We start from the raw sequence: 22481 nt of genomic DNA, 5'->3' as shown, positions 1-22481 counted from the left end.
AAGTCGCTGCTGACATCCGACCACCACAACTTCGCCTCCTCCTGCGAAGGTCGTAACCCCCGAACCGGGCGGTTCCCTTGACGGCGGCGCCGCGGCGGGCTCATGCCTTTGCTGGCGCGCGCTGAAGTTGACGCAGATCAACCGGGGAGCACCGGCGCGTCCTACAATCGATATCCGGAGGAAACTGTGATGAATGGGACAATGCCCCGGCATCACGCGGCCCGCGTCGAGGCCGCCATCGCGTCAGGCCAGGCGGCCCGGTCCGCGCTCGTGGCCTCGTGGCGCCGTTCCTCCCGATTGCACCATCTCGATCCCGGCGGCCACGCCGCGCCGATGCGGCTGACCGAGGCCGAGCTGCAGCAGGCGCGCGAGCGCATCGCGCCGCTTCTGGCGGCCGCCCAGGGCGCCATGGACCGGCTTTATCAGGCTGTCGGCGCTGCGGGCTGCTGCGTGCTGCTCGCCGATCGCGAGGGCGTGCCGGTCGATCGCCGCGGCACGGTGGCGGACGATGCGACGTTTCAGTCCTGGGGCCTTTGGACCGGTGCACTCTGGAGCGAGGAGCACGAGGGCACCAACGGTATCGGCACCTGCCTCGTCGAGCAGCGTCCGCTGACGATCGATCGCGACCAGCACTTCTTTGCGCGCAACACGCTTCTGAGCTGCACCGCCGTTCCGATCTACGATCACGAGGCGGCGCTCGCGGGCGTGCTCGACGTCTCCTCCTGCCGCGCCGACCGCACCGACGCCTTTGCCAGCCTGATCGCGCTCGCGGCAGGCGAGGCGGCCAGGCGGATCGAGGCCGACCTATTTCGCAAGGTCTTCGCCCATGCCCGCATCGTGCTGACACAGGCGGCGGATGGAAGCTGCGGCGGCCTCGTTGCGGTCGATGCGGACGATCTCGTGATCGGCGCAACGCGCTCCGCCCGGCTGGCGCTCGGCATCGCGCCCGGCGGTGCGTTGCGGCCGGTGCCCGCGGCCGATCTTCTCGGCGGCGATGCCGCGCGCGATCATCTTGCCGGCGGCCAGCGCGCGGTGCTGCAGCGGGCGCTGCTCCGCGCCGGCGGCAATGTCTCCGCCGCCGCCAAGGCCCTCGGCGTCAGCCGCGCCACGCTCCATCGGAAGCTGAAGCGGTTCGAGCTGAACCACTGAGCTCAGCCGTCATTGCGAGCGCAGCGAAGCAATCCAGAATCTTTCCGCGGAGGGACTCTGGATTGCTTCGCTGCGCTCGCAATGACGGTAGGGTGGCCGTGAGCGCTCCATCTCACGCTTACCTCGTCCACGACTGTCGCAGTTCTGCGACAGGTCCGCCCCACCATCGCTTCCGCCCGGGCTGACAGAAAACACCTCCCGCATCATCGTCGGCGCAAGTCGCGAACAGGCGACGACAAGCGCAAACAGCAACATCGGGAGTGATCAATGAACAAGGTGGAATTCCTCAGCGTCACCAAAGTGCCCTTTGCCGAACGCTACGACAATTTCATCGGCGGCAAGTTCGTCGCGCCGATCTCCGGGAAATATTTCGACAATGCCTCTCCCCTGACCGGCCGGGTGGTCTGCAAGATCGCGCGGTCCGACGCGCAGGACATCGAGGCAGCGCTCGACGCGGCGCATGCCGCCAAGTCCGCCTGGGGCCGCACCAGCGTCGCCGAGCGCGCCGCGGTCCTGAACCGGATCGCCGACCGCATGGAAGAGAACCTCGAGCGCCTCGCGATTGCCGAGACCTGGGACAACGGCAAGCCGATCCGCGAGACGCGCGCCGCCGACCTGCCGCTCGCGATCGACCATTTCCGCTATTTCGCCGGTGTCGTCCGCGCCCAGGAAGGCTCGATCGGCGAGATCGACCACGACACCATCGCCTATCATTTCCACGAGCCGCTCGGCGTGGTCGGCCAGATCATTCCCTGGAACTTCCCGCTTCTGATGGCCTGCTGGAAGCTCGCGCCGGCGCTGGCCGCCGGTAATTGCGTGGTGCTCAAGCCCGCCGAGCAGACCCCGGCCTCGATCATGGTCTTCGCCGAGGTCATCGCCGACCTGCTGCCGGCAGGCGTGCTCAACATCGTCAATGGCTTTGGCCTCGAGGCCGGCAAGCCGCTGGCGTCGAGCCCGCGCATTGCCAAGATCGCCTTCACCGGCGAGACCACGACGGGCCGGCTGATCATGCAATATGCCAGCCAGAATCTGATTCCTGTCACGCTCGAGCTCGGCGGCAAGTCGCCGAACATCTTCTTCAAGGACGTCACCGCCGAGGACGACGATTTCTTCGACAAGGCGATCGAGGGATTCGTCATGTTCGCGCTGAACCAGGGCGAGGTCTGCACCTGTCCGAGCCGGGCGCTGGTCCACGCCGACATCTATGACCGCTTCATGGAGCGGGCGCTCAAGCGCGTCGCCGCGATCAAGCAGGGCGATCCGCGCGATCCCACCACCATGATCGGCGCACAGGCCTCCAGCGAGCAACTCAGCAAGATCCTCTCCTATATCGACATCGGCAAGCAGGAGGGCGCCAAGGTGCTGGCCGGCGGCGGACGCGCCGATCTCGGCGGCGATCTCACCGGCGGCTTCTACGTCCAGCCGACCGTGTTCGAGGGCCACAACAAGATGCGAATCTTCCAGGAGGAGATTTTCGGCCCCGTCGTCTCGGTCACGACCTTCAAGACCGACGAAGAGGCGCTCGCGATCGCCAACGACACGCTCTACGGCCTAGGTGCCGGCGTTTGGAGCCGCGACGCCAATCGCTGCTACCGCTTCGGCCGGGCGATCCAGGCCGGCCGGGTCTGGACCAATTGCTACCACGCCTATCCCGCCCATGCGGCGTTCGGCGGCTACAAGCAGTCGGGCGTCGGTCGCGAGACCCACAAGATGATGCTCGATCATTACCAGCAGACCAAGAACCTCCTGGTCAGCTACAGTCCGAAGAAGCTCGGCTTCTTCTGATCGGATCGGAGAGGGCGGCGCCGCTTCGGCGCCGTCCGCTCCGCATGTCGGGATTGGCGTCGTGCACTGTTCTTGATCCGCTCACGAATCTGCGCGCGCGATGGCGCTCATAGATTTGTTGCCCGATCAGCGCCAAAGATTTTGCAATATTTCGATCACGTTGCAGTGCGGCATAATGAAAGTCGTGCCATGCCGCCGCGGTGCTTTCCAAGGGCGTTTGACTTGGGTTAGAGAGGGCGAAAGTTTTCTCTGACCCGGAATTCCCATGGCCGCACCCAAGAAAGCCGCCGCAAGCGCTCCACAGGACAAGACCGACGGCGGTTCGCCCCCGGAATTCACGAAGGAGCAGGAACTCAAGGCGCTCCGCGACATGCTCCTGATCCGGCGCTTCGAGGAAAAGGCAGGCCAGCTCTACGGCATGGGTGCCATCGGCGGCTTCTGCCACCTCTATATCGGCCAGGAGGCCGTGGTGGTCGGCATGCAGATGGCCCTCAAAGAGGGCGATCAGGTCATCACCGGTTATCGCGACCACGGTCACATGCTCGCGACCGGCATGGATGCCAACGGTGTCATGGCCGAGCTGACGGGACGCCGCGGCGGCTATTCCAAGGGCAAGGGCGGCTCCATGCACATGTTCAGCAAGGAGAAGCACTTCTACGGCGGTCACGGCATCGTCGGCGCCCAGGTCTCGCTTGGCACCGGCCTTGCCTTTGCCAACCACTATCGCGGCAACGACAATGTCAGCGTCACCTATTTCGGCGACGGCGCGGCCAATCAGGGCCAGGTCTATGAGAGCTTCAACATGGCGGAGCTCTGGAAGCTGCCGGTGATCTACGTCATCGAGAACAACCGCTACGCCATGGGCACCTCGGTCTCGCGCGCCTCGGCACAGCAGGATTTTTCCAAGCGCGGTGCGTCCTTCAACATCCCGGGCAAGCAGGTCGACGGCATGGACGTCCGCGCCGTGAAGGCGGCGGGCGAGGAGGCGGCGGCCTGGTGCCGTGGCGGCAAGGGTCCTTTCATCCTGGAGATGCAGACCTACCGCTATCGCGGCCACTCGATGTCCGATCCCGCAAAATATCGCACACGCGAGGAGGTCGAGAAGGTTCGCCACGACCAGGATCCGATCGAGCAGGTTCGCAATCGGCTGCTCGCTGCCAAGGTCAGCGAAGCCGATCTCAAGGCGATCGACGCCGAGGTGCGCGACATCGTCAACGCCTCCGCCGATTTCGCCCAGCATGATCCCGAGCCGGATGCCGCCGAGCTCTGGACCGACGTGTACCGCTGAACGCGCGCAAGCTTTCTTTGGAGAAGATATGCCAATTCAAGTGCTGATGCCCGCGTTGTCGCCCACGATGGAGAAGGGCAACCTCGCCAAATGGCTGAAGAAAGAGGGCGAGACGATCAAGTCCGGCGACGTCATCGCCGAGATCGAGACCGACAAGGCGACCATGGAGGTTGAGGCGACCGACGAGGGCACGCTCGGCAAGATCCTGATCCCCGAGGGCACCGCCGACGTCGCGGTGAACACCCCGATCGCGACCATCCTCGCAGACGGCGAGAGCGCGGCTGATCTCGCCAAGGCACCCGCAGCGGCGGCGAAGGCTGCGGAGTCCGCGCCGCCGGCCGCAGCAAAGGCCGAGGCGCCCGCGCCGAAAGCCGCGCCTGCTCCCCAGGCCGTCGCCGAGCCGGATCCGGAAGTCCCCGCTGGCACCGAAATGGTGACGCAGACCATCCGCGAAGCGCTGCGCGATGCCATGGCCGAAGAGATGCGCCGCGACGCGGACGTGTTCGTGATGGGCGAAGAAGTTGCCGAATATCAGGGCGCCTACAAGGTGACCCAGGGCCTGCTCCAGGAGTTCGGTGCCAAGCGCGTGATCGACACGCCGATCACCGAGCACGGCTTTGCCGGGGTCGGCGTCGGTGCCGCGATGACCGGTCTCAAGCCGATCGTCGAGTTCATGACCTTCAACTTCGCCATGCAGGCGATCGACCAGATCATCAACTCCGCGGCCAAGACGCTCTACATGTCCGGTGGCCAGATGGGCTGCTCGATCGTGTTCCGCGGTCCGAACGGTGCGGCCGCGCGCGTTGCCGCCCAGCACAGCCAGGACTATTCGGCGTGGTATTCGCACGTCCCGGGCCTCAAGGTGGTCGCGCCGTATTCCGCCGCGGACGCCAAGGGCCTGCTCAAGGCTGCGATCCGCGATCCCAACCCGGTGATCTTCCTCGAGAACGAGGTGCTGTACGGCCACACTGGCGAAGTCCCGAAGCTCGACGACTTCATCATTCCGATCGGCAAGGCGCGCATCGTGCGCGCCGGCAGTCACGTCACCATCATCTCCTGGTCGAACGGCATGACCTATGCGCTGAAGGCTGCGGACGAGCTCGCCAAGGACGGCATCGAGGCCGAGGTGATCGACCTGCGCACGCTGCGCCCGATGGACACGGAGACCATCATCAACTCCGTGAAGAAAACGGGACGTGCGGTTACGGTGGAAGAGGGGTGGGCCCAGAGCGGCGTCGGCGCCGAGATCGCCGCGCGCATCATGGAGAACGCCTTCGACTATCTTGATGCGCCGGTGACGCGCGTGTCTGGCAAGGACGTGCCGATGCCCTATGCCGCGAACCTGGAGAAGCTCGCGCTGCCCTCGGCGGCGGACGTCGTCGAGGCCGCTAAAGCCGTCTGCTACAGGTAGACCATGGCAGGCCCTAAGGAGCAGCCACTGCCGCCAGACGTCATGACCCGCGACGACGCGGTCGAGATCCTGCGCGTGTTCGTCCTGGACGGTGGGCTGTCGATGGCGTTCCAGCGCGCCTTCGAGGAGCCGGACATGTGGGGCCTCCTGCTCGTCGATCTCGCACGTCATGCCGCGCGCGCCTATGCGCGCGAGAGCGAATATACCGAGGAGGACGCGCTGAACCGGATCCTCGACATGTTCCAGGCCGAGATCGAGCGCCCCACCGACACGGGCACCACCACGCCACGCGGCAAGGGGCACTGACCATGGCGATCGAAGCCTATCATTACGATTTCATGCTGGAGGCGATCCGCGAGGCGGAAGCCTCGATCGCGCAGGGCGGCTTGCCGATCGGCGCGGTGCTGACGCGCGACAACAAGATCATCGCCCGCGGCCACAACAACCGCGTGCAGGAGAACAATCCGATCCTGCATGGCGAGATGAGCTGCCTGCGCGAGGCCGGCGCGATCTCGTTCCACGACACCGTCATGTACACCACGCTGTCGCCTTGCTCGATGTGCGCCGGCGCGCTCGCGCTGTTCAAGGTCAAGCTGGTGGTGATCGGGGAATCCGTCACCTTCGAAGGCTCCAAGGACATTCTCGACAAGTTCGGGATTCCGTGGATCGACCTTGCCGACGACCGCTCCATCACCATGATGAAGAATTGGCGTTCCATCCCAACCAATGAGCGCCTGTGGCAGGGCGACATCGGCAACTAAACCTGGTCTGTTCGTCGCCGCTGTCGGATGACGACGTTTTGCAAAGTTCTTCTTGAGGTCAGCATGCCCATCAACATCCTGATGCCCGCTCTCTCGCCGACGATGGAGAAGGGCAACCTCGCCAAGTGGCTGAAGAAGGAGGGCGACAAGGTCAAGTCCGGCGACGTCATCGCCGAGATCGAGACCGACAAGGCGACCATGGAGGTCGAGGCGATCGACGAAGGCACGATCGCCAAGATCCTGGTGCCAGAGGGTACGCAGGATGTCCCGGTCAACGACGTGATCGCCGTGCTCGCCGGCGAGGGCGAGGACGTGAAGGCTGCGGGTAGCGCCAAGCCCAGCGCCTCGGCCGCGCCGCCAAAGGCCGCTGAGGCTCCCGCTGCGCCGGCTCCCGCGCCTGCGCCCGCCGCACCGAAAGCTGCTGCGCCCGCCGCGGCACCCGCGCAGCAGGCTGCAGCTCCGGCAGCGCAAGCCAATGGTCATGGCGGCCGTGTATTCTCGTCGCCGCTGGCGCGCCGTCTCGCCAAGGAGGCCGGCATCGATGTCGCCATGGTCGCCGGCACCGGTCCGCACGGCCGCGTGGTCGCCCGCGACGTCGAGCAGGCCAAGTCCGGCAAGGGTCTGAAAGCGCCCGCCGCGGCACCGTCAGGCGCGCCTGCGATCGCGCCGACCATGTCGGACAAGCAGATCTTGTCGCTGTTCGAGCCCGGCTCCTACGACATCGTCCCGCATGACGGCATGCGCCGCACCATCGCCCAGCGCCTGACCGCATCGATCCAGAACGTCCCGCACTTCTACCTCACCATCGACTGCGACATCGGCAAGCTGCTCACTGCCCGCGAGGAGATCAACGCCGCCGCGCCGAAGGACAAGGAGAAGAAGCCGCTCTACAAGATCTCGGTCAACGATTTCGTCATCAAGGCGATGGCGGTCGCGCTGCAGAAGATCCCGAACTGCAACGTCAGCTGGACCGAAAGCGGCATGGTCAAGCATCACCATTCCGACGTCGGCGTCGCCGTCGCGATGCCCGGCGGCCTGATCACGCCGATCATCCGGAAAGCGGAGACCAAGACGCTCTCGACCATCTCCAACGAGATGAAGGATTTTGCCGCGCGCGCCCGCTCGCGCAAGCTCAAGCCGGAGGAATACCAGGGCGGCACCACGGCCGTTTCCAACCTCGGCATGTACGGCATCAGCCACTTCACTGCGGTGATCAATCCGCCTCATGCCACGATCCTTGCGGTTGGCACCAGCGAGGAGCGTCCCGTGGTGCGCGGCGGCAAGGTCGAGATCGCGCACATGATGAGCGTGACCTTGTCCTGCGATCACCGCGCCATCGACGGCGCGCTCGGCGCCGAGCTGATCGGCGCGTTCAAGCAGCTGATCGAAAACCCCGTGATGATGATGGTCTGAAGCGGCGGCAGAGAGGGCAACCTTGCATGTCCGGACCCGCTGGCCATGGATATCGCTATTGCTCGGAGTCATCGTCGCGCTCAACCCCGTCGGGCTCGATTTTCTTCACTCTGCGTTCTTTGCCGGCGAGCAGCTGGCACGGAACATCGCCCAGCCGATCGTGCTCACTGCGCTTGCCATCATAGTCCTGGTGGTGCTGCTCGAATGGCTGGTGAGGTCTTTTCTGGTCAAGCGCCGCGCCCGCGGCGCTTCTTGAGTTGAACGGGAGCCGCTATGGCCGACACATCCTTCGACGTCATCATCATCGGCTCCGGCCCCGGCGGCTATGTCACCGCCATCCGCGCCGCGCAGCTCGGCTTCAAGACCGCGATCGTCGAAAAATCCTATCTCGGCGGCATCTGCCTCAACTGGGGCTGCATTCCGACCAAGGCGCTGCTGCGTTCGGCCGAGATCTACCACTACATGCAGCACGCGAAGGACTACGGGCTCTCCGCCGAGAAGGTCTCGTTCGATCCGAAGGCGGTGGTGCAGCGTTCGCGCGGCGTCTCCAAGCGCCTCAACGACGGCGTCGGCTTCCTGATGAAGAAGAACAAGGTCAGCGTGATCTGGGGCGCGGCCTCGATCGATGCGCCCGGCAAGGTCACCGTGAAGAAGTCCGACGTCGAGGGCCCGAAGGGCGCGCTAGGCGAGGGGACCTACCAGGCCAAGCACATCATCGTCGCCACCGGCGCGCGGCCGCGCGTGCTGCCCGGCCTCGAGCCGGACAAGAAGCTGGTCTGGACCTATTTCGAGGCGATGGTGCCGGAGCGGATGCCGAAGTCGCTGCTGGTGGTCGGCTCCGGCGCGATCGGCATCGAGTTCGCCTCGTTCTTCCACACCATGGGAAGCGACGTCACCGTGGTCGAGGTGCTGCCGCAGATTCTGCCCGTCGAGGACGCCGAGATCGCGGGCCTCGCCCGCAAGCGGCTGGAGAAGCAGGGCATCAAGATCATGTCCTCGACCAAGGTCACGAAGCTGGAGAAGAAGGCCGACAGCGTCCTCGCCACCATCGACGACGGCAAGGGCAAGCCCGTCACATCAGAGTTCGAGCGCGTGATCTCGGCGGTCGGCGTCGTCGGCAACATCGAGAATCTCGGCCTGGAAAAAGTCGGCGTGAAGACCGACCGCGGCATCATCGTGGTCGACGGTCTCGGCAAGACCAACGTCCCCGGCATCTACGCGATCGGCGACGTCGCCGGCCCCCCGATGCTGGCGCACAAGGCCGAACATGAGGGCGTGATCTGCGTCGAAGCGATCAAGGGCCTCAATCCGCATCCCCTGGACAAGAACCTGATCCCGGGCTGCACCTACTGCCAGCCGCAAGTGGCCTCGGTCGGTTTGACGGAAGCCAAGGCGAAAGAGAGCGGCCGCGAGATCCGCGTCGGCCGTTTTCCCTTCGTCGGCAACGGCAAGGCGATCGCTCTCGGCGAGGACCAGGGCCTGGTCAAGGTGATCTTCGACAAGAAGACCGGCCAGCTGTTAGGGGCCCACATGGTCGGCGCCGAGGTCACCGAGCTGATCCAGGGCTACGTCGTCGCCATGAACCTGGAGACCACGGAGGAAGAGCTGATGCACACCGTCTTCCCGCATCCGACGCTGTCGGAGATGATGAAGGAGGCCGTGCTGGATGCGTATGGAAGGGTGTTGAACATTTGAGGGGCGAGCGCGTCGCCCGCCGCCGTCATTGCGAGCGAAGCGAAGCAATCCAGACTGCTGCTGCGGAAAGATTCTGGATTGCTTCGCTTCGCTCGCAATGACGAGCAGAGAGAGCTGTTTGCAGAACAAGAAGGAAATCATCCCATGCACGACAACGACAATCTCACCATCGAACGTCCGACCTTCGTCACCCATCTCGAATGCGCGATGGAGGGCGATCATTACGCGGCCGACGAGGTTCACAACCTCTCCAAGGCCGGCAAGCCGCTTCTGGTCCGCTACGACCTCGCGGGCGTGAAGAAGGCGCTGACCAAGGATGCGCTCGCCCAGCGCCCCGGCGACATGTGGCGCTACCGCGAGCTCTTGCCCGTGCGCAAATGCAAGGACATCGTCTCGCTCGGCGAAGTCACGACGCCCCTGATCCGGCTGCCGAAGCTCGGCGCAAAACTCGGCGGCGGCGAGATCATCGTCAAGGACGAGGGACGGCTGCCGACCGGCTCATTCAAGGCGCGCGGCCTCGTGATGGCGGTGTCGATGGGCAAGGCGCTCGGCATCAAGCACATGGCGATGCCGACCAACGGCAATGCCGGCGCGGCGCTGGCGGCCTATGCCACGTCCTGCGGCATCAAGACCACGATCTTCTGCCCGGCCGATACGCCCGAAGTGAACGTCAGCGAGATCGAGCTGCAGGGCGCGACCGTCTACCGCGTCAACGGCTATATCGACGATTGCGGCAAGATCGTCGGCGAGGGCAAGGCGAAAGTCGGCTGGTTCGACACCTCGACCTTGAAGGAGCCGTACCGCATCGAGGGCAAGAAGACGATGGGCCTCGAGCTCGCCGAGCAGCTCGGCTGGGACGTGCCTGACGTGATCTTCTATCCGACCGGCGGCGGCACCGGCCTGATCGGGATGTGGAAGGCGTTCGACGAGCTGGAGAAGATCGGCTTCATCGGCTCAAAGCGCCCGCGCATGGTCGCGGTGCAGGCCTCCGGCTGCGCGCCGATGGTGCGCGCCTATGAGGCCGGGACCGAGCATGCGACGCGCTGGGAGGACGCACACACCATCGCCTCGGGCATCCGCGTGCCGCAGGCAATCGGCGATTTCCTCATCCTGCGTGCCGTGCGCGAGAGCAAAGGTTTTGCCATTGCCGTCGATGACGACAAGATCTCGGCGGCGCTGAACGAGGTCGCGCGCGAGGAGGGGCTCTTGCTCTGCCCCGAGGGTGCCGCGACCTACGCCGCCTGCAAGGAAAGTCTCGCCGACGGCCGGGTCAGCAAGACCGATCGCGTCATGCTGTTCAACTGCGCGACCGGGCTGAAATATCCGCTGCCGCCGGTCACCCGCACGCTCGATCGCCACAAGCCGATTGACTATTCGAAGTTCTAACTGGCTTCTCCCTCTCCCCGTTCTTACGGGGAGAGGGTCGGGGTGAGGGGCTGCTTCCGCAAACACAGTGAAAGTTGAGTTCGCGGAGACTCCCCCTCACCCGAATTGCTTCGCAATTCGACCTCTCCCCGCAAGCGGGGCGAGGTGAAGAAAAAGACATCACTGGGGAGAAGACAATGAAGAAGGCCTTCTGGGCTGCGCTGATTGCTGTTCTCGCTGTTGCAGGCGCCGCGCGCGCCGACGATTTTCCCTCGCGTCCCATTACCATCATCGTGCCGTTCGCGGCCGGGGGCCCTTCGGACGCAATGGCGCGGGTGCTCGCCGAGCGCATGCGGGTGCCGCTCGGCCAGCCGGTCGTGGTCGAGAACGTGACCGGAGCCGGCGGCTCGATCGGTGTCGGCCGCGCCGTGCAATCGCCGCCCGACGGCTACACCATCTCGTTTGGCCATCTCGGCACCCATGTCGCCAATGGCGCCGTCTACAAGCTCAAATTCGACCTCGTCGCCGACCTCGAGCCGGTGGTGCTGCTGCCGAGCAACCCGATGATCGTGGTCAGCAAGAATGCGGTGCCCGCGACCTCGCTGAAGGAGCTGATCGACTGGCTGAAGTCGCGGCCGTCGCCGCCGACCGCCGGCACGGCCGGCGCAGGCTCCGGCAGCCACATCGCCGGCGTCTATTTCGAGAGCGTCTCCGGCATCAAGCTGCAATACGTGCCGTATCGCGGCACTGCACCGGCATTGAACGATCTCATCGCCGGCCAGATCGACATCATCGTCGACCAGACCTCCAATTCCATCAGCCAGGTCCGCGCCGGCACCATCCGCGCCTACGCCGTGACCGACGACAAGCGCCTCGCCTCCGCACCCGAGATCCCAACCGCGGAGGAGGCGGGCCTGAAAGGCTTCAACATGACGCTGTGGTCGGGCATGTGGGTGCCGAAGGGCACACCGAAGGAGATCGTCGCAAAGCTCAACGCCGCGGCCGTGGAGGCGCTGAACGATCCTGCGGTGAGGAAGCAACTCGAAAGCCAGGGTCTCGAGATGACACCGAAGGATCAGCTCACGCCCGAAGCGCTCGGCACGCGGCAAAAGGCCGAGATCGCCAAATGGTGGCCGATCATCAAGGCGGCCAACATCAAGGTGGATTGAACCGGCGGCGCACTCCTCGCGGCGTCACCGCCGCGTTTGCTGGCGGCGGGGCGCTCACGACGTGGTTTGGTGACCTGGTGCCAGCGCACGGTCCAGGCATTGCATCAGATCCGAGGCGGCGAACGGCTTACCGAGAAAACAGATTGCGCCCGCATCGAGCGCCCGCACACGCACGCCCTCATCCGGGAAAGCTGTGATGAATATGAACGGCGTAGCCGACCCCTGCGCCCGCATCTTTGTCAACAGATCGATTCCGCTCATCAGCGGCATCTGCACGTCGGCGATCACGCACGAGGTATCGCTCGAATCGGTCGAGCTCAGGAACTCTTCCGCCGAGGCGAATGTGTGGACGTTGTATCCGCGCGATTCCAGGAGATTGTTGATCGCGGCCCGAACGTAGGGGTCGTCGTCAAGCACCGAGATGACCGAAGCCACTGACAAGACGTCCGCTCCTCGCCGGGAATTACGCTTGCCGTCGCCACGGCTAGAACATAAGGGCGCAAGGTGGACCTGCCGGTCACGATTGGAAACTCATACTTAGGTTTGTGCATCGGGCTTGTTCGGGCCAATCCCGAGCGCCTCGCTCATTCTCACCAGATCGGCCAGCGACTTCGCGCCCATCTTCCGCATGATCTGGCCGCGGTAGATCTTGACGGTGATTTCGGCCAATCCGAGCTGGGCGGCGACCTGCTTGTTCATCAGGCCGGACGTCACCAGTGACAATACGTCTCGCTCCCGCGAGGACAGTGACTCGAAGCGTGATCTGACCGTCGAGACCATCCTGTTGAGGTCGCGGCGCTTGCGGTCTCGCTCGATCGCGGCCTGAACTGCGTCGAGAATGTCCTGATCGCGGACCGGCTTGGTCAAAAAATCGATCGCCCCGCTCTTCATGGCCCGAACCGTCATGGGGATATCGCCATGACCGGTAATGAAGATGATAGGCGTGTGGATATTTGCCTTTGCAAGGTCGGCCTGCAGCTCGAGGCCGCTCGTTCCGGGCAGGCGGATGTCGAGCACCAGGCAGCTCGGGACGTCTGGCGGCTTGGCCTGGAGGAGCTGCGGCGCCGAGCCGAATGCTTCGACCTTGAGACCGACCGACTCGAACAGATTGGTGAGCGCACGGCGCATGGACGCGTCGTCGTCGACGATGAGGACAAGGGGCTGATCGCCGTCCTTCTGCGGTGGCGAAGATTCCGCGCGCTCGGTCACGATGCTTCCTCTCGGTGGAGAGGCAAGGTGATCTGAAAAGTCGCGCCGCACTCCTGATTTGGTATGGCCGAAAGTCGCCCGCCATGGGCCTCGATGATCGATCGACAGATCGACAGGCCCATGCCCATGCCGGAGGACTTCGTGGTGAAGAACGGCGTGAACAGGCGGTCTATCGCCTGTTCGCTGATGCCGGTTCCGCAGTCGGAAACGCTCACCTGCATCGCGCTATCGCCGCTCGCCTGTGAGCGAATCGCCAGCTCGCGCGGGCGATCGTGGACGTCTGCCATGGCCTCGATCCCGTTCATGATCAGGTTGATCAGGACCTGCTGCAATTGGATGCGATCGCCAAAGATCCTCGGCAGTGCCGACGACAGCTCCATGCGGACGGACACGGCGTGGCTGGCCATCTCGCGTTGAACCAGCGCGACGGCCTCCCGCACGACCGCATTGGCGTCGAGCGGAACCATCTCGATGTCAGAACGCTTGGCGAGCGCCCGAACGTGACGGATCACGTCGCCGGCACGCCTGCCGTCCTCGATGATCCACTCGACCGAGCGGCGGGCCGCTTTGAGATCCGGCGGACTGCGCTGCAGCCAGGCGAGGCAGGCGTCGGCGTTTGCGATCACTGCAGCGAGCGGCTGATTGATTTCGTGCGCAATCGAAGCGGTCAGCTCACCCAGTGTCGTGACACGTGTCACATGGGCGAGCTCGGCCTGGGCCTTGCGCAGCGCGTCTTCGGCTTGGTTGGCCCGGATGGCGGCGGTTACGTCCGTGCAAACGCCACGGTAGCCCAGGAAAGTGCCGTCCGCGTCGAAGAAGGGCTTGCCGCTGGTCCGGACGTAGATCGGCTGCCCACTACGGTCTTTGCTGCGGTACACCAAGTCGCGGAACGGGACGTGGGCGTCGAGCGCCGCTCGATGTTGTCGCCATTTTTCGGGCTCGAGAGCGGCGTCGGGCGCAATGTCCCAACGCGTGAGCCCGATCAGGCCGGCGGGGGCGGTGTTGGTATCGGAGTGCTCGGATATCTGGGTGACCCGGTGGTCCGGCCCGGTTTCCCAGAACCAGTCAGACGCAGTTTCGGCATAATCGCGAAAGCGCTGCTCGCTGTCACGAAGCCTGCGTTCTGCCTCCTTGGTAGCGGTGATGTCGGTTACCGATCCGACGAACTCAACGCGACCGCTCGCATCTCGCGTTGCCCGTGCCACCGCTCGGACGTATTTGATGGAACCGTCGGGCATCACCAGCCGGTATTCGTGATCATAGTCCTTGCCCTCGCGCGCCGCCCGGCCCGTCGTCTGCTGCACGGCGAGCCGGTCCTCCGGATGGATCCGCTGGAGCATGAAGGGGATCGCGGGCTTCGTCCCTTCCTCGCATTCGAAGATGCGATAGGTCTCCTTGGACCAGGTGATCTCGCGGGTTGCGGCCTTCCAGCCAAAACTACCAGTGTGGCTCAATTCCTGCGCCTGGGCGAGATAAGCCTCGCTCTGTCGCAGCGCGTTCTCGGCCTCCTTCCGCTCAGTGATGTTCTCGCAGGCGACCAGCACGATCGGCCCGCCATTGGCTCGCAGCATGGCCTTGGCGTTCTCGCGCACCCATAACATCGAGCCGTCCTTGCGAACCTTCCGGATCTCCCAGGTGTGTGACTGATCAAGGGTCTTGAGGCACAACGCGACACAGGCGCGGACAGTGGCGCGATCTTCCGCGAGGAAGACATCCAGCACGGATCGGCCGATCAACTCCGCCGGCGTGTAGCCCAGCTGCTCGGCGCCGAATGTGTTCACGTTGATCACGGTACCGGCCGGATCGACCATGAAGTACATGACCGGCGTGTGCTCGAAGACCTGCTGCCACTGCTTGACGGCCTCGAGCAAGTCGGCAGCATTAGGATCAGTGCGCTGCTTGGCGGGAACAGCTTGCCTCAGGCAGCCTACGAGGAATTGCGCGGCTGACTTCCCGAACGTCGCTGCCCGGCCAGGCTTCATCGCTGGCGCTCCCGGCGCTCTCTGCGTGAACAGAAGTAGAGCACGTTGCGGCGAGAGGAGCAATTCCAGCCAAAGTCGGGTCGGCTATCATGACGTTCGCCTTTGGCTGTCCGCTCGCCGCCGGGTCCCTTGCGGCGCATCAAGGACACCATGCCGGCCAAGGTTTCACGGTGACCGTGCAGCCGGTGCGTCGTGCGCCGTCTCGTTGAACTCGGGCCGCGTGGGCCCGGGCGAATACGGGACAAACTTAGGTATAGCTCCTCCATGCCTAGTCATGTCGGCCATTTTACCTCCGTACAATTGAGCGTTTCGTGCCCGGCGGACTAGCCTCTCGACCATCGGGAGTGTCGAAGCGAACAGCCGAGAAAAGCGCAAGCAACAGAGGGAGACAGCAATGTGCGATATGTCGGTACTTCCTGAGCGTCGCCCATCGGCGTCCGAAAGTTGCTCCTCAGTCAAGGGCTGTGCGGTGTGCGGCGGCAAGTTTGGCCTGATCCGCTACTATTCCTGGCGCACGGCGCTCTGCTCCAAGAAGTGCGTTGATCGTTTCCGCACGCGGAGCGAACGCGACCGCCGGTGGTTGTTTCGGGCCCAGGTCGCATAAGGCTGGATTGGAGAGTTGATCCGGGAGGCCGTGCGTTGAACCGCTCATGCAAGCTCTTCTGCTGGATCGTTCTCATCGCCCCCATCGCGGCCGGCCAGGCACAGGAGACGGGACACGGTGCCGTTCATCGCAAGCACCCACCCCAGGACCAGGCGCTGCACGAAAAGTTCTATTCCACCTGGCACATGCCTGATAACCCGAGCCTCAGTTGTTGCAACAGCGCCGACTGTTATCCGACCGACATCAAGTACATCGACGGCCAGATCTATGCGCGGCGCCGGGAGGACGGGAGATACATTCTGATCCCACCGCAAAAGGTGGAGCGAAACAGGGATAATCCGGACGGCCGGAACCATCTGTGCGCTCCACCGCCCGCACTGTCTCCGCTCGACAGCGTTTACTGCTTCGCTTTGGGAGGTGCCACATGAGATTCGCTTTCGTGCTGGTCAACGGCCGGACCCCGTTCCGGCAGACCTCGTGCATGCAGTGCTGCGAGCCGATCAGCGGCAGCTATTTGCGCGAGATTGCGACCCGTCTGCCTTACTGCGATCATCAGTGCTACGCGCTGTTCTGCGAGACGCTCGCCAAAGATGGCGTGAGAGCGGCTTCATGAAATTCGTGGTGGTCAATCACGAGCCGCCGTTGCACGCGGCCGCGTGCAGCACATGCTCGCGGTCGCTCCGCTCCGGCTATGTCCGCCATGCGCGGACGCAGCGCCGTTACTGTGACGACGATTGTTACCGGCGCGGCGAATTCTCCACGCTGTTCATGCACTGGCCGGTGCCTGGGCGGACGGAACCAATTGCCGGCAAGGTCGAGCTCGCCGCTAGCAGCATGATCCAGACGTTGACGGTGATGAGTGCCGTCTGGTGCTGGGGCTGCACGATCACTGCCTGGACCTTCGCGAGAGCTTTGACCGGCGCCTATTTGGACAGTCGCGACCCGATCACGATGGAAGGAGGTGACACCTAGAGCATGATCCGGAAAAGTGTGAAGCGGTTTTCCGAAACGATCATGCTCAAACAATAACCTAAAGCGCGATGACGATTCATCCTAATCGCATCGCGCTTTAGCTGCGCGGCTGCACGCGCGTAGAAGCCGCAGCACCGTATTCTTGCAGGCGCCGCGTCCAGCCCCGGCGGCGTTGATCAGGGAATGGGTGCTGCGGCCGCCGCTGGCTCCGTTGCGCTGGCCTCGTGCGTCACCACGCGCTGGTCGCTCTTGCCGGCGATCATGCTGCTGCCCTCGAACCTTGCCCGGTAGACCAGCACGTTCTCCATCACGCGCTGGACGTAGTTGCGCGTCTCGGACAGCGGGATGCGCTCGACCCAGTCGACCGGATCGATGTTGGGGTCCCGGGGATCACCGCGCTTCTGCACCCATTCACGCACGCGGCCGCGGCCGGCATTGTATCCGGCGAAGGTCATGATCTGGTTACCGCGATATTCCGAGAACAGCGCGCTGAGCTCGGCGGCGCCCATCTGCGTGTTGTAGACGGGGTCGGAGACCATCCTGTCCCAGTCGTAAGTCAGGCCGAAGCGCTTCGCGGTGTCGCGTCCCGCTTCCGGCGTCACCTGCATCAGCCCGACCGCGTTGGCATGCGACTTGTCGCGCTGCTCGAACGAGCTCTCGGTGCGTGCCACCGAATAGATCACGCTGGTCTCGATCGCCGGTGCGACCTGCTTGTGCTCGGGGATGCCGATGGTCGGGAAGGCGTAATGGTCGAGCGCGAGCCCGCGCGCCAGCGCGGTCTTGCCGACCTCCAGCATCACGCGCGCATCGTTGCGCCGGCCCGCAAGCTCGCCGAGCGCTTCCAGCGCGGCGACGTCGGTGCTCTCTTTGGCGAAATCCTCGGCGTAATAGAACACCATGTCGCGCTCGCCGATGCCGTAGAGCATGTCGGCGGCGCGCACGCGCTCGTCCGCAAGCTGCGCATCGGCCGAGGCCAGCACCGGCGAGGGCGGACGCAGTTCGATGCCGTCGAGGCCAAGCCTGGCGCGGGCGAGCTGGCCGTAATAGGCGGTGTGATAGCGCGCCGCCGCCCGGTAGCTCATGCGCGCGTCGGCCGCCGCGCCCATGGCTTCGGCCGCGCGGCCGCGCCAGTAATGCGCCCGCGACAGCGCGATCGGATTGGACGAGCCAGCGTCGATCGAGGCGAAATGCACCATCGCCGTCTTGGGATCGTCGAGATAGCGTAGCGCGATCCAGCCGCACATGAAGTGATAGTCGACGCGGTAGACCTCCTTTTCCGGCACCGCGGCCGTGTGCACCACGTCATAGGCGATCCTGGCCTTGCCCTGATCGAGCAGCTTGCGCGCCAGCATGCGGCGCTCGCGCCACCAGGCATCGGTGTCCTGCGCGGCCATCATGTCGGGCTTGGCAGCGAGGATCACCTCGGCCGCGTCGTCGATGCGGTCGTTCTGAAGATGCCACTGCGCGCGGCACAGCACGTAACCGAGATCGCGTCGCTCCTCGGCCGCGACGTCCTCGAGCAGATCCTTGGCCTTGCTCGCCTTGCCGGTGACGGCGGCGCAGGCCTTCACGATCGCGAGCGCGTCCTCGCCGAGCCGCTTCGCCGCGCGCCGCGCACCTGCATAATCCTTGGCGCCGAGGCGCTTGTCCATGCGCGCGCGGTGATCGTCGGCGGACAGAAGGTCGCCGAACGCCGCATAGGAATCCTCTTCGCTCCGCTCGGACAGTTCCTCCGCGCGCCAGGTTTCCCGGACGAGCCGCGCAGCCCTGTCGGTCTCGCCTTCGGCGAGCAGGACGCGCGCGAGTGCGAACTTGCCCTTGGCGCTGGTCGGGCGATCCATCGTGAACTTGTGCACGATGGCCGCGTCGGCCTTCTCCTGCCACAGCCGTGCCTCGGCACGGCGGCGAAACAGGGCGCTGCTCGGCCAACCGGGATTGGCGGCGAGGAAGGCGGCGTAGCGCTTGAAATTCGCGGTACTGTCGGGATGGCGCAGCATGAACCAGTCGGCGAGCTTCTGTCCGGCAGGGTCCGTGATGCGGTCGCGCGCAGCGCTCGCGTCTTCGGTCTTGCCCTTGCGCGTCAGGTCGATGGCGTCCTTGAGCGCGGCAAGATCGCCGGTCAGCGGCGGCTTGGCCGCGGGCTCCTCGACCGCCTTCTTCGATTTGCGCTTGGCCTCGGCGTGCTTGCCGTGCCGCGCTTTGCCGGCGGAGGCGTGGCGGTGCTTGCCCGCTTTCGCCTCATGCGTCTTCTTCGGTGCGGATGATTTTTGACTGCTCTTCGCCGCAAGCTCGGTGGGAAGGAGGGCCATCGCGGCCACGGCAACGACACACGCGAGCGAGCGTAGGCACTGGTTCATTGGATGGTCCCCCCTGCGAAAACCACTACAAACCAAGGTCCGCGACATGCGGCTTGCGAATCAAAGTACCGAACGATGCGTCGGCATCGTGTCGCATCCTCAGGCTGTCGCAACAATGCGGCAAAATACGGATTGGAACTGGGGAACTTCCGAAGTGACGGAAGAGGCAGTGGCTTTAACCTTTGTTAACGATCTGGAACTCGCGCGACGATTGCGCACGGTACAGGACGCCGGAACGGCCAGATTGCGCGTGTTCCCTCGGCGAAATCCGGTGTATGAGTTCCTTCTCTTCATCCTTTCAACCTTTGCCCTGTACCTATGCCGATTTTCAACCAGTCGATCCGGCGCAAGATCGTCGGCATCGCGCTCGGATTGATCGTCCTGATGCTGGTCACCTCGATCCTGTCGATGGTGATGTCCAGCCAGGTCGGCATTTTGCTCGACGAGCTGACCAACCGCTACATCCCCGCCTATAGCCATCTGGCGCGCGCGAACATCCGCTCGCTGGAACGGGCGCTGGCGCAGCGGCGGATGGTGATGACCAGGATGGAGGCGCCGTCGGACGAGGAGGCCTACGCGGCGCGGCTTCGCGACTTCGAGGCCTTGGACCGCAATTTCGAGCGGGAGGCCGAGGCCGCTCGCAAGCTCATCAACGCGATCATCGACGACCCCAGGACGTATTCCGACAACGCCGCGCTGGCACGGCTCGACGTCCGGATCGAAAGCTCCGTCACCGAGCTGCGGCGCGATCTGGACGAGGGCAATGCGAAACTGCTCAAGCAGGTCGACGCCAAGGATATGGCCGCGGCCCGCGGCACGCTGGAACACCTCGACACGCTGCGCGATGCGTTCAACCGGAAGGTCGATGCCATCCGCGCCGACATGCTGGCGCAGGTCTATTTCTCGACGTCTCAGGTGATCGGCCGCCAGCACCAGACCATCATCGTGTCGGGGGTCGTAACCCTGCTCGCGGCGATCGTCGGCTTCGTGTTTGCGCTGCTGGTGAGTAGCGGCATTACGCGACCGGTGCGCCTGCTGCTGGCCGGCGCCCGCGAGGTCGAGGCGGGCCGGTTCGACAAGCCCATCACCGTCTCGACACAGGACGAGATCGGCGAGCTTGCTGCCGCCTTCAACCGCATGATCGAGCAGCTCAGGCACAACGAGCGCATTCGCGAGACCTTCGGCCGTTACATCGACCCGAAGGTGGTGCAGGGCCTGATCGACCGGCCGGAGGTCGCCATCGACGGTGAGCGCCGGGTGATGACCATCTTGTTCTGCGACATGAGCGGCTTCACCTCGATGAGCGAGGGCATGACGCCGCGCGGCCTCGTCAAGGTGATGAACCACTACTTCACCGTGATGTCCGCTCCCATCAGGAACAATCGCGGGATCATCGACAAATATATCGGCGACGCCATCATGTCCTATTGGGGGCCGCCCTTCATCGAGGAGGATGAGCAGGGTCTGCTCGCAGGGCTCGCCGCCGTCGAGATGACCGATCAGGTGCCCGCGCTGCAGAAGCAGCTGCCGGACCTGCTCGGCATCCGCGCCATGCCGGCGCCGTGCGATCTTCGCGTCGGCATCGCCACTGGCGAGGTCCTGACCGGCAGTATCGGTTCCGAGCTGATGATGAGCTTCACCGTGATGGGCGATGCCGTGAATCTCGCCTCGCGGCTGGAGGCCGTCAACAAGGTCTACGGCACCCGCATCCTGATCTCGCAGGCGACCGCGGACGGGATCGGATCGCGCCTGGAATTGCGCGAGATCGATCGTCTGGCGGTCGCGGGCCAAAGCGCGCCGCAGGCGATCTTCGAGCTGATGGCGAGACCGGGCGCGCTCAGCGATGCGCAAGTGAGCTTGCGCACGCATTATGCCGATGGTCTCGCCGCCTATCGTGCGCGGCGCTTCGACGAGGCCCGCGCCGCCTTCAACGCGGCGCTCGAGGCGGTCCCCGGCGACGGCCCCTCGCGCACGATGCTCGGCCGCATCGCTCAATTTGCGGCCAATCCGCCGGATCCCGATTGGGACGGCGTCTGGCGGCTGGAGCAGAAATAGCCGTGCTTTGCGGTCGGGCACGCCGCGCCGGAAAAAAAGATGCTACTCCATAACGATGTTCGCCGTGACCTATTTCCCGGGCTTAGGTTGGATGTCCATGAGGCGTCTGATGGGGACACGCCGATGACACATCTCGAAGACAGGTTGGAACGGTTCGAGACGCTCACCGCCGAATGCGAGCTGATCGCCAAGCTCGCCACCGACAGCAGCAAGCGCGAGTTCTATTTGAAGCTCGGGGAACAGTACCGTCAGCTGGCCGTCGATATCCGGCAGGCGATCGCGACGACGGCTGCGGCCTGAGCCGGCTGAAATCCGTTCTTAACGTTTGGCGCGCATCCTTGGAGCAAGCGAGCATCGCCGGTCGGTGACACTCGTTGGTGGGAAGGCCGGGGTTCGCTGCAATGCAGCGCGCCTCGTGAGTGTGATTTGCCATGTCTGACAGGGCAATCCCATGCGCCTCGTTGCAGTGATCATATTCGCGCTCATGACGGCGGCCTGCGATCAGGAGCAGGACATCACCGGCTCGACGAATCCGGCCTGTCCGTTGCGCAACTACAGCTACAATCCACGCGACATGAACCAGTGCGTCAGCGCCTGCAAAACGTGCGACCGCGGCACGACGGTCACTTGCACGACCTCCTGCACCCTCAAGGGCGCCCGCTGAGCACTTTGCGGATGCGCGGAACCGGTAGGGCCCTCGAGCCAATGCCGGCGGTGCTGGAGCACCGGAACGATTCACATGCATTAATCATTGAAGGAGGCGGCAGGACGCGGAGTCCAATGGAATGGGTATGCTCGATCCCGGTCGATTTCTGGTGTCGTGCTCGCATTGCGATGCCTGGCCGATGGCGGCCAATGTGAAACGGTCGAGCTGGTCGGCGTCGCCGCACGAGGTCCGCTTCGTCTGCACGCGTTGCCGCCGCGAAGAAACGGCGATCGTCTCGGCCTCCGGCGAATTGACCCCCATCAAGCGCGTGGATGCCCCGCCACGCGATGTCGCTGTCGCCTGGGCCCAGGCGCAACGCTCGCGCGGGCGGTCCTGATGTTCGGCGTCGCCGTCTCGTCGGTGTGTCGCTTCTCTGTCAATCCATCTGCGCGAAAATATTCCGCTTTACCGAAATTCGGAAATATCGTATGTGTCGCCCATCCCGGCTCAATCTCGAGGGGCGATCATGAGGTCGTCATTGTCGCGAGCCGGGCTTGCGGTGGACGCGGCAGCGTCGTGTACGAGAGCTGAGGGCAGGGCGGATTGCTCTCCGTGAGCCC

Annotated in this window: 22 protein-coding genes; 18 read left to right on the top strand and 4 right to left on the bottom strand. The window is 64.5% G+C overall.

What is annotated here, in order from left to right; genetic code table 11:
* Nucleotides 1–189: 189 nt before the first annotated feature.
* From I6F09_RS18830 to I6F09_RS18780, 11 genes are all read left to right on the top strand, one after another.
* On the top strand, nt 190–1149 hold the full coding sequence (locus I6F09_RS18830) for a GAF domain-containing protein (RefSeq protein ID WP_036009867.1): 960 nt from the start codon (nt 190–192) through the stop codon (nt 1147–1149).
* Nucleotides 1150–1416: 267 nt separating this feature from the next.
* Nucleotides 1417–2934 (top strand): aldehyde dehydrogenase, encoded by a 1518-nt coding sequence (gene adh, locus I6F09_RS18825; RefSeq protein ID WP_225188748.1) that lies wholly within the window; start codon nt 1417–1419, stop codon nt 2932–2934.
* Nucleotides 2935–3199: 265 nt separating this feature from the next.
* A complete protein-coding gene (pdhA, locus tag I6F09_RS18820; protein ID WP_036025165.1) occupies nt 3200–4222 on the top strand; it encodes a pyruvate dehydrogenase (acetyl-transferring) E1 component subunit alpha in 1023 nt (340 codons plus the stop codon).
* 28 nt (nt 4223–4250) lie between these two features.
* Nucleotides 4251–5633 carry a pyruvate dehydrogenase complex E1 component subunit beta gene (locus tag I6F09_RS18815; RefSeq protein ID WP_074447972.1) on the top strand — a complete coding sequence of 461 codons (1383 nt, stop codon included), beginning with the start codon at nt 4251–4253 and terminating at the stop codon, nt 5631–5633.
* A gap of 3 nt (nt 5634–5636) precedes the next feature.
* On the top strand, nt 5637–5939 hold the full coding sequence (locus I6F09_RS18810) for a DUF5076 domain-containing protein (RefSeq protein WP_008547332.1): 303 nt from the start codon (nt 5637–5639) through the stop codon (nt 5937–5939).
* 2 nt (nt 5940–5941) lie between these two features.
* On the top strand, nt 5942–6394 hold the full coding sequence (locus I6F09_RS18805; protein ID WP_057030140.1) for a nucleoside deaminase: 453 nt from the start codon (nt 5942–5944) through the stop codon (nt 6392–6394).
* Nucleotides 6395–6457: 63 nt separating this feature from the next.
* Nucleotides 6458–7807 carry a pyruvate dehydrogenase complex dihydrolipoamide acetyltransferase gene (locus I6F09_RS18800; RefSeq protein WP_225188747.1) on the top strand — a complete coding sequence of 450 codons (1350 nt, stop codon included), beginning with the start codon at nt 6458–6460 and terminating at the stop codon, nt 7805–7807.
* Nucleotides 7808–7856: 49 nt separating this feature from the next.
* Nucleotides 7857–8063, top strand: a complete 207-nt coding sequence (locus I6F09_RS18795) for a hypothetical protein (protein WP_225124159.1) — start codon at nt 7857–7859, stop codon at nt 8061–8063.
* Between the two features lie 17 nt (nt 8064–8080).
* Nucleotides 8081–9502, top strand: coding sequence for a dihydrolipoyl dehydrogenase (lpdA, locus tag I6F09_RS18790; RefSeq protein WP_225188746.1), 1422 nt, complete (start codon nt 8081–8083; stop codon nt 9500–9502).
* Between the two features lie 144 nt (nt 9503–9646).
* A complete protein-coding gene (locus I6F09_RS18785) occupies nt 9647–10888 on the top strand; it encodes a threonine synthase (RefSeq protein ID WP_225188745.1) in 1242 nt (413 codons plus the stop codon).
* Nucleotides 10889–11064: 176 nt separating this feature from the next.
* Nucleotides 11065–12036, top strand: coding sequence for a tripartite tricarboxylate transporter substrate binding protein BugD (locus I6F09_RS18780; RefSeq protein WP_109143648.1), 972 nt, complete (start codon nt 11065–11067; stop codon nt 12034–12036).
* A gap of 54 nt (nt 12037–12090) precedes the next feature.
* Here I6F09_RS18780 and I6F09_RS18775 read toward each other — a convergent pair whose 3' ends face one another.
* The 3 genes from I6F09_RS18775 to I6F09_RS18765 form a co-directional block, all read right to left on the bottom strand.
* A complete protein-coding gene (locus I6F09_RS18775; protein ID WP_036031653.1) occupies nt 12091–12477 on the bottom strand; it encodes a response regulator in 387 nt (128 codons plus the stop codon).
* 96 nt (nt 12478–12573) lie between these two features.
* Complete coding sequence (locus tag I6F09_RS18770) at nt 12574–13245, bottom strand: response regulator transcription factor (RefSeq protein WP_036031655.1); 672 nt, start codon at nt 13243–13245, stop codon at nt 12574–12576.
* Nucleotides 13242–15227 (bottom strand): PAS domain S-box protein, encoded by a 1986-nt coding sequence (locus I6F09_RS18765; RefSeq protein WP_225188744.1) that lies wholly within the window; start codon nt 15225–15227, stop codon nt 13242–13244. The genes I6F09_RS18770 and I6F09_RS18765 overlap by 4 nt, the downstream gene beginning before the upstream one ends.
* 639 nt (nt 15228–15866) lie before the next feature.
* On the opposite strand from I6F09_RS18765, the gene I6F09_RS18760 reads away from it, so the two are divergent.
* From I6F09_RS18760 to I6F09_RS18750, 3 genes are read left to right on the top strand one after another with little or no spacing between them, the layout of a single operon-like run.
* Nucleotides 15867–16259: a hypothetical protein gene (locus tag I6F09_RS18760; RefSeq protein ID WP_036031659.1), complete on the top strand. Its 393-nt coding sequence runs from the start codon at nt 15867–15869 to the stop codon at nt 16257–16259.
* Complete coding sequence (locus I6F09_RS18755) at nt 16256–16444, top strand: hypothetical protein (RefSeq protein WP_036009825.1); 189 nt, start codon at nt 16256–16258, stop codon at nt 16442–16444. The genes I6F09_RS18760 and I6F09_RS18755 overlap by 4 nt, the downstream gene beginning before the upstream one ends.
* Nucleotides 16441–16803 (top strand): hypothetical protein, encoded by a 363-nt coding sequence (locus I6F09_RS18750; RefSeq protein ID WP_225112495.1) that lies wholly within the window; start codon nt 16441–16443, stop codon nt 16801–16803. Before I6F09_RS18755 ends, I6F09_RS18750 begins: the two co-directional genes overlap by 4 nt.
* Nucleotides 16804–16979: 176 nt before the next feature.
* Here the strand turns inward: I6F09_RS18750 and I6F09_RS18745 are convergent, their stop codons facing one another.
* On the bottom strand, nt 16980–19160 hold the full coding sequence (locus tag I6F09_RS18745) for a lytic transglycosylase domain-containing protein (protein ID WP_225188743.1): 2181 nt from the start codon (nt 19158–19160) through the stop codon (nt 16980–16982).
* 318 nt (nt 19161–19478) lie between these two features.
* Here I6F09_RS18745 and I6F09_RS18740 point away from each other — a divergent pair, with 318 nt between their 5' ends.
* The 4 genes from I6F09_RS18740 (at nt 19479) to I6F09_RS18725 (ending at nt 22258) form a co-directional block, all read left to right on the top strand.
* Nucleotides 19479–21215, top strand: coding sequence for an adenylate/guanylate cyclase domain-containing protein (locus tag I6F09_RS18740; protein WP_225188742.1), 1737 nt, complete (start codon nt 19479–19481; stop codon nt 21213–21215).
* Nucleotides 21216–21338: 123 nt separating this feature from the next.
* The gene (locus I6F09_RS18735; RefSeq protein ID WP_167361664.1) at nt 21339–21515 is read left to right on the top strand and encodes a hypothetical protein; all 177 of its coding nucleotides are present in this window, start codon (nt 21339–21341) and stop codon (nt 21513–21515) included.
* A 151-nt stretch (nt 21516–21666) separates the two neighbouring features.
* Entirely contained in the window at nt 21667–21879 is a 213-nt protein-coding gene (locus tag I6F09_RS18730) for a hypothetical protein (protein ID WP_109143656.1), read from the top strand.
* A gap of 121 nt (nt 21880–22000) precedes the next feature.
* Complete coding sequence (locus I6F09_RS18725) at nt 22001–22258, top strand: hypothetical protein (RefSeq protein ID WP_036009816.1); 258 nt, start codon at nt 22001–22003, stop codon at nt 22256–22258.
* Nucleotides 22259–22481 lie beyond the last annotated feature (223 nt).

It is taken from the genome of Bradyrhizobium sp. IC3195 (assembly GCF_020193585.1).
GTDB classification, from domain to species: Bacteria; Pseudomonadota; Alphaproteobacteria; order Rhizobiales; family Xanthobacteraceae; genus Bradyrhizobium; species Bradyrhizobium yuanmingense.
The sequence above is the reverse complement of the archived record's forward strand: the minus strand, read 5'-3'. Positions and strand labels throughout refer to the sequence as shown.

What these genes read in the sequence shown, in the direction of transcription:
- I6F09_RS18830 (WP_036009867.1), top strand. Translation starts at nt 190, where the DNA reads ATGAATGGGACAATGCCCCGGCATCACGCGGCCCGCGTCGAGGCCGCC.
- adh (WP_225188748.1), top strand. Translation starts at nt 1,417, where the DNA reads ATGAACAAGGTGGAATTCCTCAGCGTCACCAAAGTGCCCTTTGCCGAA.
- pdhA (WP_036025165.1), top strand. Translation starts at nt 3,200, where the DNA reads ATGGCCGCACCCAAGAAAGCCGCCGCAAGCGCTCCACAGGACAAGACC.
- I6F09_RS18815 (WP_074447972.1), top strand. Translation starts at nt 4,251, where the DNA reads ATGCCAATTCAAGTGCTGATGCCCGCGTTGTCGCCCACGATGGAGAAG.
- I6F09_RS18810 (WP_008547332.1), top strand. Translation starts at nt 5,637, where the DNA reads ATGGCAGGCCCTAAGGAGCAGCCACTGCCGCCAGACGTCATGACCCGC.
- I6F09_RS18805 (WP_057030140.1), top strand. Translation starts at nt 5,942, where the DNA reads ATGGCGATCGAAGCCTATCATTACGATTTCATGCTGGAGGCGATCCGC.
- I6F09_RS18800 (WP_225188747.1), top strand. Translation starts at nt 6,458, where the DNA reads ATGCCCATCAACATCCTGATGCCCGCTCTCTCGCCGACGATGGAGAAG.
- lpdA (WP_225188746.1), top strand. Translation starts at nt 8,081, where the DNA reads ATGGCCGACACATCCTTCGACGTCATCATCATCGGCTCCGGCCCCGGC.
- I6F09_RS18785 (WP_225188745.1), top strand. Translation starts at nt 9,647, where the DNA reads ATGCACGACAACGACAATCTCACCATCGAACGTCCGACCTTCGTCACC.
- I6F09_RS18780 (WP_109143648.1), top strand. Translation starts at nt 11,065, where the DNA reads ATGAAGAAGGCCTTCTGGGCTGCGCTGATTGCTGTTCTCGCTGTTGCA.
- I6F09_RS18765 (WP_225188744.1), bottom strand. Translation starts at nt 15,227, where the DNA reads ATGAAGCCTGGCCGGGCAGCGACGTTCGGGAAGTCAGCCGCGCAATTC.
- I6F09_RS18755 (WP_036009825.1), top strand. Translation starts at nt 16,256, where the DNA reads ATGAGATTCGCTTTCGTGCTGGTCAACGGCCGGACCCCGTTCCGGCAG.
- I6F09_RS18750 (WP_225112495.1), top strand. Translation starts at nt 16,441, where the DNA reads ATGAAATTCGTGGTGGTCAATCACGAGCCGCCGTTGCACGCGGCCGCG.
- I6F09_RS18745 (WP_225188743.1), bottom strand. Translation starts at nt 19,160, where the DNA reads ATGAACCAGTGCCTACGCTCGCTCGCGTGTGTCGTTGCCGTGGCCGCG.
- I6F09_RS18740 (WP_225188742.1), top strand. Translation starts at nt 19,479, where the DNA reads ATGCCGATTTTCAACCAGTCGATCCGGCGCAAGATCGTCGGCATCGCG.
- I6F09_RS18735 (WP_167361664.1), top strand. Translation starts at nt 21,339, where the DNA reads ATGACACATCTCGAAGACAGGTTGGAACGGTTCGAGACGCTCACCGCC.
- I6F09_RS18730 (WP_109143656.1), top strand. Translation starts at nt 21,667, where the DNA reads ATGCGCCTCGTTGCAGTGATCATATTCGCGCTCATGACGGCGGCCTGC.
- I6F09_RS18725 (WP_036009816.1), top strand. Translation starts at nt 22,001, where the DNA reads ATGGGTATGCTCGATCCCGGTCGATTTCTGGTGTCGTGCTCGCATTGC.